The organism is Eggerthella sp., assembly GCF_048329335.1.
Taxonomy (GTDB): Bacteria; Actinomycetota; Coriobacteriia; order Coriobacteriales; family Eggerthellaceae; genus Eggerthella; species Eggerthella lenta.
On sequence record NZ_DBFEGU010000079.1, the window covers coordinates 1 to 10,256 of the forward strand.

Below are 10,256 nucleotides of genomic sequence, written 5' to 3' on the forward strand. Positions count from 1 at the left end.
CAACGAGGACGCCAGCAACATCAGCCAGGGCCAGCGCCAGCTGCTGACCATCGCGCGCGCCATCCTGGCCGACCGCCGCATGCTCATCCTCGACGAGGCCACCAGCTCGGTGGACACGCGCACCGAGGAGCGTATCCAGAAGGCTATGGACAACCTCATGGCCGGGCGCACCTCGTTCGTCATCGCGCATCGCCTGTCCACCATCAAGAGCGCGGATCTCATCCTCGTCATCCGCGACGGCGACATCGTGGAGCAGGGCACGCACGAGGAACTGCTGGCGCTTGGCGGTTTCTACGCGGAGTTGTATAATTCTCAGTTCACCGAGACGATTGACGAGGTGGAGGACTAGCGCATACGGGCGCGTCTTCGCCCCCTCGCTCAGGGAATGGGAACAGCGACGTATGCCCGCAACGGGAACTGAGAGCGCATCAGCGCAGATGCAAGGCGCGCCTGAAAGCAAGGCGCGCCTTGCCGTGTTCGACTTCGACGGCACCAGCATCGCGGGCAACTCGCCCGTGCTGCTGGTCAGCCACCTTCTGAGTCGCAAGATGCTGAAGAAGCGAGTCGTCTTCCGCATCCTTCTGTGGGCGGCCGCCTACAAGCTGCGCCTGCCGCAGAACGAGGCGGCTGTGCGCGGTCTCGTGTTCACGGCGTTCGAGGGCAAGCCCGCCGCCGAGGTGGACGCCTTCCTCGCCGAGTTCTACGACGAGCGCATCGCGCCGCTGTTCAGGCCCGAGGCGGATGCCGCCATGCGCGCCCACGCCGAGGCGGGGGACACCGTGGTGGTCATCTCGGCCACGTTCGAGCCTATCATCCTGCGCGCCATGGAGCACCATCCGTTCGACAACCAGATATCCACGCGCATGAGCGTGGCCACCGACGGCACCTACACCCGCGCGGTGGAGGGTCTGCCGGTGGAGGGGGAGGAGAAGCTGGCCGCCGTGCGCCGCTTCGGCGACAGCCGTTTCGGGCCGGGCAACTGGGAGCTCGCCTACGCGTACGGCGACCATCATTCCGACCGCGCCGTGCTGTCGGCCGCGGAGCATCCTCGCGCCGTGTCGCCCGATCGGCCGCTCGCCCGCACCGCGCGCGAAAAGGGCTGGGAGATCCTCGACTGGTAGAGCCTTGCGCTCATACCCTTCGGGTTGCTTACGTTTTGGGGTTTTTGCGGTTCGACCTATGCGGGGGCTTTCTTCTTGGGTAAAATGTGACCTGGACATAGTCATTTTCTCGCGACGTGCGATCACATCGAAAAGGAGGTTGGGTCCATGTTTGAGAACGATGCGAACAGCTCGCCCAGCCAGAACGACGAGCATAGCAATTCCTCGACCGAGTACCTGCGGCTCGCTTCCCAGGCGTGCGCTTCGGGCGACGCGGTCCTCGGCATGCATCTGTATCTGGCGGCGTTCGAGCGCGCGCAGCACGGCGAAGGCTCCGCCGTCGACGAAGCGGCGCTCGAGGGCCTGAAGCAGGCCTGGCAGCTGGCCTGCAAGCTCAAGGAGCGCTCCATCGCCGAATACGCGTTCGAGCGCCTCGAGCCCTACCTGTCCTCGGACGAGGCCGCGGCTTGCGCCGAGCAGCTGCAGAGCCTCGCGCTCGACAAGCTGGAGGAGTACGGCCTTTCGCGCGAGGACCTGGAGGACATGACCGACATGATCTCCCAGGACTTCCTGGGCTTCGATGCCGCGCGCCTCATGCGGGTGGAGCACGTCACCGAGCCGTCTTCGGCGTGCGTCGCCGAGGCTGCGCCGCAGGCCGCTCAGAGTGCTGCGGCGGACGAGGGCGGCGAGGAGGGCGAAAAGGCCCCGTCCGTCTCCGAGGTGCAGAAGTCGCTCGCCGAGGCCATCCAGGCTTGCGGCGACGACGCGGACGCTCATGCGGTGGTGTCGTCCCTCGAGAACATAACGTATCGCGAGCTCGTGGGCTACGACGAGACCGTGAAGCTCATGCGCGACTTCGGGGTGGGCATGCAGCACGACGAGCGCTTCCAAGAGCTGGTGGAGCTGCTGAACGCGCGCCACGGCCTGGACCGCATGCCGGCCTCCGACGCGCTGCTGTTCCGTTCTCCGGCGCGCGAGGACGCGAACCGATTCATGGCGGCCACGCTGGGCGAGCTGGGGCTGCCGGCCATCCGCATGCACATGGAGGAGAACCTTCAGGGGATGCCGGTGCTGTGCGTCATGGCGCAGGCCGACCGCCAGCCGAAGCTCAACGCGGCGCGCAACGCCTTCGAGGGCGCTGGCGTGCTCATGCTGGAGGACTTGGATCTGTGGATGTCGCCCATGGTGGAGTCGGCCGGCGACGATCTGGGCGGGTTCATCATGGCCAGCCTGTCGCGGGGCGCGCGCGAGGCCATCAGCCTCATCCGCTCGGCGGTGGAGAACCCCGACGTGTTCGTGCTGGCCTCCTCGTCCGAGGCGGGGGAGATCGACCCGTTCTTCTTCGACCTCCTGGAGCCGCTGTCGGTGATCGACATCGACTTTCCCACGGTGTCCGAGCGCGACGACATCTGGATGGAGATAGCCCGCGAGCATCCGTCCCTGCGCGGCATCGACCGTGCATCGCTTGTGCGCTATTCAGCGCAGATGCCGCGCTACGATATGTACATGGCCGCACGCGAGGCCATCGAGGAGGCTTACAAGGCCAGCCTCGTCGCGCGCCGCTACCTGCCGGTGACGGCGGACAACCTGTACGACAAGCTGGCGGCTTACCAGCCGCTCGATTCCGACGAGTACCGCGCGCTCGAAGAGGCGGTCGTGAACGACTTCAGGCGCGAGTTGGAGCATCTGGAAGACCTGCTCGACGGGGAAGAGGGAAACTAATGGACGTCACGCGCCGCTGCGACTACGCCTGCCGGATACTGAGGGCCGCCTACAAGAGCGGGGATTCCTACGTGTCGGTGTCCGACATCGCCGAGCAGGAGGACATTCCCTACGCCTTCGCGCGCAGCATCCAGCACGATCTGGTGAAGGGCGGGCTCATCAAGACGGTGCGCGGCGCCCGCGGCGGGCTCGCGCTCAACTGCGATCCGGCCGCCGTGACCCTGCTGGAAGTGCTCGAGGCGGTTCAGGGGCCGGTGAGCATCTCGCTGTGCGTGATGGATCCCGCTTACTGCGACAAACAGAAGGACTGCGCCTACAACAAGCTGTGGCAGGGAGCCGATCGGCTGCTGAACGCCTACTTCGGCGCTATCACGCTCAAGGACCTCATCGAGCAGGGGGCGTCGCATCCGGTGGTGGAAGCCGCTATGGCGAAGGCGAAGGACGCAGACGCGGTTCCGGCCGCCGTCCGCTGCGCTGCGCAATGCGCCGCGCCCACGCCGCGCATTGCCGCGGAGGCTCCCGACGCCGACGACGCGAGCGCGTGCGAATCGTGCGCATAGCGGGTTCCGGCTCGATTGCGTGGCCGTCCGAGGCGCTCGGGCGCGACGAGTTCGTGGAGCTTGTGCGCCGCGAGGGCGCTCGGCTGCATCGCGACCTGCCCTGGCGTTACATCGACGACCCGTACGCCGTGCTGGTGAGCGAGGTCATGCTGCAGCAGACTCAGGTGGCTCGCGTCGAGAAGCACTGGACGCGCTTCCTGTCGCTGTTTCCCACCATCGACTCCCTGGCGGCCGCAGGCACGGCCGACGTGCTGGCGCAGTGGCAGGGGCTGGGGTACAACCGCCGTGCGCTTGCGCTCAAGCGGGCGGCCGAGACGTGTTCGGCCGAGCGGGGAGGGCTGCTGCCCGACACGGCTGAGGAGCTGGAAACGCTTCCGGGCATCGGTCCGGCCACGGCGGCGGGCGTGATGGCGTTCGCCTACAACCGCCCCTCCGTGTACATCGAGACGAACGTGCGCACGGTGTTCCTGCACGAGCTGTTCCCCGACCGCGACAAGGTTTCCGACCGCGAGCTGGCGCCGCTCGTGGCGTCCACCTGCCCCGAGGACGACGCCCGGGCCTGGTACTACGCGCTGCTCGATTACGGCGCGCACCTCAAGACGCTCGTGGCGAACCCTTCGCGGCGCAGCGCCCACTACGCGCGCCAGTCGGCCTTCGAGGGCTCGCGGCGGCAGAAGCGCGCCGAGCTCGTGCGCGTCGTGCTGGCCGAGCCGGGCATCGGCGCCGACGAGCTGGCCGAGCGCCTGGACGCCTTCGAGCGCGCCGCCGGGCGCGACGGCGTGGATGCGGCCACGTTCGAGTCCATTGTGGCCGACCTCGTGTCCGAAGGCTTCTTCCGCCGAGAGGGCGGCGCGTTCTTCGCCTGACGGGGCCCGCTGCGGCGGGAGGTTGCATTCTTTGCCCTCCTCCGGTTCCGGTCCGCGCTTGGGATGGCATGCGGTCGAATCCTTTTCTTGCAGGGCGGCGTTTTCGAGCGCTTTGGACGCAAAACGGTACCCATGGCAATCCTGACGGCGGAATCAGGTTACGAGAGCTCGCTGAATAGTACCCACCTGGGGTTTTGCACGTGATCCTGATCGGACGGCATGCAAAACAGGTCTCGAGATTGTCATGGGGGCTGATTCGCGCCCAATCTCGCCGGGCTTCCCGCCGCGATCGGAGCGCATGGTCGAGCGAGCTGAATCTATGCAGCGCGCCGCGCGACCTACCGAGTGCCGCCGGGCGGACTCTCCCTATTCAATCGCGTACGCATTGCTCCTCGATAGTTTCTTGTGCGCGAAATAGCGTTTCTTGCATGATTCTTGCATACGATTCTTGACTTTCATGTGTTAGAATATGCCGCATCCCGTGGGGGAGTAGTCGGCCTTGAACGAGGTGGCTGCGTCAACATGCTGCTTCCGCTCGAAGCTGGCGCAACCTTAAACGACAAGACTCGCGGTGTGGCGCACGCGTCGCACCGCTCATCATGCAGCCGGCGCGCACGCCGGTATTTTTATGCCTAAACCGTGGAGTGCGGGGCGGCCAGGGGGGGCCGCAAGCGGACGAGAGGAAAACCCATGGGATTCGTGGAGCTGTTGTTGCTGGCGATCGGCCTGTCGATGGATGCGTTCGCCGTGTCGGTATGCAAAGGCCTGTGCATGAAGCGGCTCAACCTGCGCCAGGCGACGGTCGTCGCGCTGTTCTTCGGCGGCTTCCAGGCGCTCATGCCGCTTGTCGGATGGGCGCTGGGCACGCAGTTCGAGCAGTTCATCACGCCGGTGGATCATTGGATCGCCTTCGTGCTTTTGGCCCTCATCGGCGGGAAAATGCTGTGGGACGCCTTCCATGAGGACGACGAGGAGCTGTCCTGCCCGGCCGACGGTAAGCTCGACCTGCGCGAGCTCGTGATGCTCGCCGTCGCCACGAGCATCGACGCGTTGGCCGTGGGCATCACGTTCGCGTTCTTGCGCGTGGACATCCTCACGTCCGTGGGGCTGATCGGCGTGACGACGTTCGCCCTGTCCATCGTCGGCGTGGCCGTGGGCCACCGCTTCGGCGCCCGCTACGAGAAGCCCGCCACTGTCGTCGGCGGCATCGTCCTCATCCTCATCGGCCTCAAGATCCTGCTGGAGCATCTGGGGATCATAGCCTTCTAGAGAGCCGGACGAGACGGCGCTCCGGTCGGGATGGCAACCGGGCGCGCTCGCTCAAGACGACGGTCGGCCCCTACATAATAGGGTAGCTTCCCAGCACCTTGACCTCGCGCAGCTTGAGGCGCAGGCAGTTGAGCGCGGTCTGCACGGCAAGGTCGTTCACGTTCTCCTTGAACTCGATGAAGAACATGTAGTCGCCGAGCGCCTGCTTGGTAGGGCGCGACTGGATCATCGACAGGTTGATGCCCGCGTAGGCGAACTCCGACAGGATCATGTTCAGCGTGCCGGCGCGGTCCACCTGCAAGAACAGCGCGAGCGAGGTCTTGTAGCGATCGCCGGTGAACACGGGGGGATGCCCCTGGCGGCCGATGAGCGCGAACGACGTCTGATTCCCGAAATGATCCTCGATCTCGCGCTCCTCGACGCGCGCGCCGTACAGCTCGGCCGCGAACGCGTTGGCGATACCCGCGACGCGCGGGTTCTCCATGACCAGCCGCGCGCTCTCGGCGGTGGACGATGTGGTGATGGTGGACCTGCCCGGTAGGCGCTCGCTCAGGAAGCGGCGGCACTGCGCGAGCCCTTGGGCGTGCGAGGCCACCGTGGCAACGTCCTCGATCTTCGCGTCGGGATGCATGACGAGGCAGTGGTGGATGTCGATGACCTCTTCGCCGAGGATGGTGGCCGAGCTTTTGAAGGAGAAGTTGTCCAGCGTGGCCGTGACGGACCCTTCGAGCGAGTTCTCCTTCGCCACCACGCCGAACTCACATTTGCCGCGATCGACGCAGTCGAACACTTCGTCGAACGAGGCGCACTCGAACAGGTTCGGCTCGTCGATGCCGAGGCGGGCTGCGAACGCGCGCGCGGCTTCGTCGGTGTAGGTTCCGGCAGGGCCGAGGTAGGCGAATACGGGTTCGGTTGAAGCCATGGGTCCAATCCTTCTATCGGGGTTCTCGGTTATTCGTGCTTGTGCTATCATACCCGTCTTCACGACAAGATGAACGGCGGTGAACGAGAAACCAACGGGAGTTCTCACCTGTTAGCGGTATGCATAGAGAGGGGCGAAAAAAGTATCACCCTGCATGAAAATGCATAAAGTAGCTAATCAAGTGTATAACTCATGTTACGTGGATGTTGATGCGTAACATTTTTCAGCCACTTGCGGGTCAAACGTTGCGCTCGCGCCCTCGCTGTGCGTTTTAATTCTGGAGTCGTGGAAAATACTGAATCAGCAAGCATTGGAAGACGAGAGCACCTGAGGAGGTGTGCACATGGAAACAGAGGCCACAGTTTCAGAGTTTCAGAACATGCTTTCCGCGCGCGGCGTCAGCCGCCGCAGCTTCATGAAGCTCTGCGGCGCCGTTGCGGTCGCGGCCGGATTGTCCGAGCTCGCTGCGCCGCGCGTGGCGCAGGCCCTCGAGAAATCCGTGATCGGCGCAACGAAGGGCAAGCTGTATCCGGTTATCTGGATCGAGGGCGCGTCGTGCACGGGTTGTACCGAGTCGTTTGCGCAGGTCGAGACGCCGGATGCGGCTTCGATCGTGCTGGACATGATCTCGCTCAACTACTCCGAGACCCTGTCGGCGGCAGCCGGCTGGTCGATGGAGGAGGCCAAGGAGCAGACGATCGAGGCCGGCAATTACATCCTCGTGTACGAGGGAGCTGTGCTGGAAGGCTGGGGCGGCCAGGCTCTGCGCGTCGCCGACAAGCCCGGTACGGAGCATCTGATCGAGGCTGCCGAGAAAGCCAACGCCGTAGTCGCGCTGGGTTCCTGCGCGGTCAACGGCGGCTGGATGGGCGCTCATCCCAACCAGGCGGGCGCGCTCGGCGTGCAGGCGTTCCTGAAGAAGGCCGGCATCAACACGCCGGTTGTGAACGTTCCCGGTTGCCCGGCCAACCCCGAGTGGCTCGTGGCCGTGCTGGCGGACGTGATCTTCCTTGAGAAGCTTCCCGCGCTCAACAGCGAGGACAAGCCTGCCGGCATCTTCGACCAGACGATCCACGACAACTGCGAGCGCCGCGGCCACTTCGAGAACGGCGAGTTCGTGTACAAGTTCGGCTCCGAGGAAGAGGCCAAGGGATACTGCCTGTACCCGCTTGGCTGCCGCGGACCTCAGACGAAGGCGAACTGCGGCGTGACCATGTGGAACAACCGTCGCAGCTGGTGCGTGCAGTCCGGCGCTCCCTGCATCGGATGCTGCGAGGCCAACCCGAACGATCCCGGCCATAACTGGGTCGAGGTCAACACCCCGTTCTACAAGCGTCATCGCGACCTGCGCATCGGCGACTGGATGGTTCAGCCCGGCACTATCGCGCTCGGCATCACCGGCATTCTTGCCGCGGCCCTCGTGGTGCACGGTTTCGGCATGAAGATCACCGGCCGCATGGACGGCGGCGCCGACTTCGAGAAGGTGCGCGGCTGGGACGCGAAGCATCCCGACAAGTCCATCGGCAAGTACGACGAGGCCGACCTTAACAACGACGACAAAAAAGAAGGGAGGTAAGCCCTTATGACTCGTTCAGTCATCGACCCGATTACCCGTATCGAAGGCCATCTCCGCGTCGAGATGGAAGTGACCAACGGCAAGGTTTCCGATGCCTGGGTGTCCGGCGGCTGCTTCCGCGGCATGGAGATGGTCGTCGAGAACCGCACGCCCGAGGATGCTGCCCAGATCGTGCAGCGCATCTGCGGCGTGTGCCCGGTGTCCCACGCCCACTCGTCCGCTATCGCGGCCGAAAAAGCCTACGGCATCAAGATCTCGAACAACGCGCGCATCATCCGCAACCTGCTGGAAGGCGCGCAGTTCCTGCACAGCCATATCCTGTGGTTCTACAACCTGGCTGCCCTCGACTACGTGAACCCGCTGAACGCCCTCAAGGCCGATCCGGCGGACGCTTACGACCTTGCTCAGGCTGCAGGCACCTCCATGAACAGCGACTTCGTCGCGCTCAAGGAGCGTCTGGCGAATTTCGCCGACAACGGCCAGCTGTCCATCTTCTCCGGCAACTGGTTCGACGCGGAGGACGGCACGGCTTACCAGCTGCCGCCCGAGCTCGACCTCATCTGCACGGCTCACTACCTTGAGGCGCTGACGATGCAGGCCAAGGCTTCGCAGATCTCCGCTATCATCGGCGGAAAGATGCCGCACGTCATGACGCTGGTACCGGGCGGCACGGCCTTCGTGCCCACCGATCAGAAGCTTGACGAGTTGAAAGCCCTTGCCGATGAGATTTACGACTGGGTCGAGTCGACCATGATCCCCGACACCCTTGCTATCGCGCCGTACTACATCGATGCGTTGAACTGGGGAAAGGGCTGCGGCCGCTATGTGGCTTGGGGCGTGTTCGAGGGCCCGGGCGACTACGCCAGCTACACCGAGCAGATGGCGAACCGCTACCTGCCCATGGGCGTCATCGACGACAAGCTCAACCTCTCCGACGTGCAGGAGAATCTCATCACCGAGTACATGGGCCGCTCCTGGTACAAGGGCGATGCCACGTACACGTCGCCGTACTTCGTCACCGAGCCGGAGTACACCGAGTACAACGTCGAGGACCGCTACACGTGGGTCAAGTGCCCCGCCTACGACGGCAAGCCCTACGAGGCTGGCGGGCTTTCCCGCGTCTTGGCCGCGTACAAGCGCAACGTGCCGTTCGTGGTCGAGCAGGTTGACGGCCTTCTGGAAGCGCTCGGCGCTCCCGGGCAGATCGGGGTCGCGCAGTCGACGCTCGGCCGCACCGCCGTTCGCCAGATCGAGACGCTCTACATCGCCGGCCTCATGAAGGACTGGGTTGCCGAGCTCATCGAGGCGCTGAAGAGCGGCGACAGCGAGTACTTCCGCGAGCCGTCCACCATCACCGGCGCCGGCACGGGCTTCTGGGAGGCTCCGCGCGGCGCGCTCTACCACTCCGAGAGCATCAAGGACGGCAAGATCGAGGGTTATCAGATCATCATCCCGACGACGTGGAACCTCGCTCCCATCAACGAGAGCGGCGAGCACGGCCCGATGGAGCAGGCGCTTATCGGCAACCCGGTGGGCGACATCGAGAAGCCGATCAACGCGCTGCGCACGGTGCACAGCTTCGACCCCTGCACGGCGTGCGCGGTCCACATCACCGAGCCGGCGACGGGCAAGAGCTTCGAGACCGTCACGAGCCCTTGGGGGGTGAAGTAACATGGCGCACTTGGCACATTACCGCGAAGCGCATCCGATGCCCTTCGTCATCACGCACTGGATCAACCTTGTTGCGATGATCCTCCTGATCATCACGGGCTTCAGCATCCACTTCCCGTTCTGGGGCGGCTTCATGGGCATAGCCCGCGGAGTTCATGTGTTCCTGGGCTTCGTGCTGTTCATCAACTGCATCGTCCGCGTGATCATGGCTTTCTTCGTGAAGTCCGCGCCGGATGGCGGCACCCGCTACCAGGTCACGGACTACAAGACGTGGCTGCCGCAGGCTGACAACCGTCACCAGCTGGGCGCGTGGATTCGCTACTATCTGTTCTTCAAGAAGGATCACCCGCTGGGCGCCAAGCTCGGCGTGCCTCAGAAGATCAGCTACCTGGCCATCCCCATCCTCATCATCGTGATGTTCTACACGGGTCTCGCCCTGTGGGCTCCGACGATGAACTGGGCGTTCTTTGCGGCAGGCACTGATCTGGTGGGCGGCCTCATGTCGATGCGCATCATCCACTACTTCATGATGTACATCTTCATCTGCTTCATGCTCATCCATATCTACCT

Annotated in this window: 10 protein-coding genes; 9 read left to right on the top strand and 1 reads right to left on the bottom strand. The window is 64.5% G+C overall.

Features of this window, described 5'->3' with window-relative positions:
- The 6 genes from ACMO6A_RS02470 to ACMO6A_RS02495 form a co-directional block, all read left to right on the top strand.
- Positions 1 to 349, top strand: a 349-nt coding sequence (locus tag ACMO6A_RS02470; protein WP_418470728.1) for an ATP-binding cassette domain-containing protein, incomplete at its 5' end; no start/stop codon positions are given.
- A 52-nt stretch (positions 350 to 401) separates the two neighbouring features.
- Positions 402 to 1,121, top strand: coding sequence for an HAD family hydrolase (locus ACMO6A_RS02475; protein ID WP_009304605.1), 720 nt, complete (start codon positions 402 to 404; stop codon positions 1,119 to 1,121).
- Positions 1,122 to 1,268: 147 nt separating this feature from the next.
- Entirely contained in the window at positions 1,269 to 2,822 is a 1,554-nt protein-coding gene (locus ACMO6A_RS02480) for a hypothetical protein (protein ID WP_009608318.1), read from the top strand.
- On the top strand, positions 2,822 to 3,382 hold the full coding sequence (locus tag ACMO6A_RS02485) for an RrF2 family transcriptional regulator (protein WP_009608300.1): 561 nt from the start codon (positions 2,822 to 2,824) through the stop codon (positions 3,380 to 3,382). The genes ACMO6A_RS02480 and ACMO6A_RS02485 overlap by 1 nt, the downstream gene beginning before the upstream one ends.
- On the top strand, positions 3,373 to 4,248 hold the full coding sequence (locus ACMO6A_RS02490) for an adenine glycosylase (RefSeq protein ID WP_035576930.1): 876 nt from the start codon (positions 3,373 to 3,375) through the stop codon (positions 4,246 to 4,248). Before ACMO6A_RS02485 ends, ACMO6A_RS02490 begins: the two co-directional genes overlap by 10 nt.
- 690 nt (positions 4,249 to 4,938) lie before the next feature.
- On the top strand, positions 4,939 to 5,517 hold the full coding sequence (locus ACMO6A_RS02495) for a manganese efflux pump MntP family protein (protein ID WP_009608315.1): 579 nt from the start codon (positions 4,939 to 4,941) through the stop codon (positions 5,515 to 5,517).
- Between the two features lie 70 nt (positions 5,518 to 5,587).
- Here ACMO6A_RS02495 and pheA read toward each other — a convergent pair whose 3' ends face one another.
- Complete coding sequence (pheA, locus tag ACMO6A_RS02500; protein WP_009304600.1) at positions 5,588 to 6,439, bottom strand: prephenate dehydratase; 852 nt, start codon at positions 6,437 to 6,439, stop codon at positions 5,588 to 5,590.
- A gap of 343 nt (positions 6,440 to 6,782) precedes the next feature.
- Here pheA and ACMO6A_RS02505 point away from each other — a divergent pair, with 343 nt between their 5' ends.
- From ACMO6A_RS02505 to ACMO6A_RS02515, 3 genes are all read left to right on the top strand, one after another.
- Positions 6,783 to 8,015, top strand: a complete 1,233-nt coding sequence (locus ACMO6A_RS02505) for a hydrogenase small subunit (RefSeq protein ID WP_009304599.1) — start codon at positions 6,783 to 6,785, stop codon at positions 8,013 to 8,015.
- Positions 8,016 to 8,021: 6 nt separating this feature from the next.
- On the top strand, positions 8,022 to 9,686 hold the full coding sequence (locus ACMO6A_RS02510; protein ID WP_009304598.1) for a nickel-dependent hydrogenase large subunit: 1,665 nt from the start codon (positions 8,022 to 8,024) through the stop codon (positions 9,684 to 9,686).
- Between the two features lies 1 nt (position 9,687).
- A partial coding sequence (locus tag ACMO6A_RS02515; RefSeq protein ID WP_418470729.1) for a cytochrome b/b6 domain-containing protein occupies positions 9,688 to 10,256 on the top strand: 569 nt, incomplete at its 3' end.

Coding starts and splice junctions, on each gene's coding strand:
- ACMO6A_RS02485 (WP_009608300.1), top strand. CDS start 2,822: ATGGACGTCACGCGCCGCTGCGACTACGCCTGCCGGATACTGAGGGCC.
- ACMO6A_RS02480 (WP_009608318.1), top strand. CDS start 1,269: ATGTTTGAGAACGATGCGAACAGCTCGCCCAGCCAGAACGACGAGCAT.
- ACMO6A_RS02505 (WP_009304599.1), top strand. CDS start 6,783: ATGGAAACAGAGGCCACAGTTTCAGAGTTTCAGAACATGCTTTCCGCG.
- pheA (WP_009304600.1), bottom strand. CDS start 6,439: ATGGCTTCAACCGAACCCGTATTCGCCTACCTCGGCCCTGCCGGAACC.
- ACMO6A_RS02510 (WP_009304598.1), top strand. CDS start 8,022: ATGACTCGTTCAGTCATCGACCCGATTACCCGTATCGAAGGCCATCTC.
- ACMO6A_RS02495 (WP_009608315.1), top strand. CDS start 4,939: ATGGGATTCGTGGAGCTGTTGTTGCTGGCGATCGGCCTGTCGATGGAT.
- ACMO6A_RS02475 (WP_009304605.1), top strand. CDS start 402: ATGCCCGCAACGGGAACTGAGAGCGCATCAGCGCAGATGCAAGGCGCG.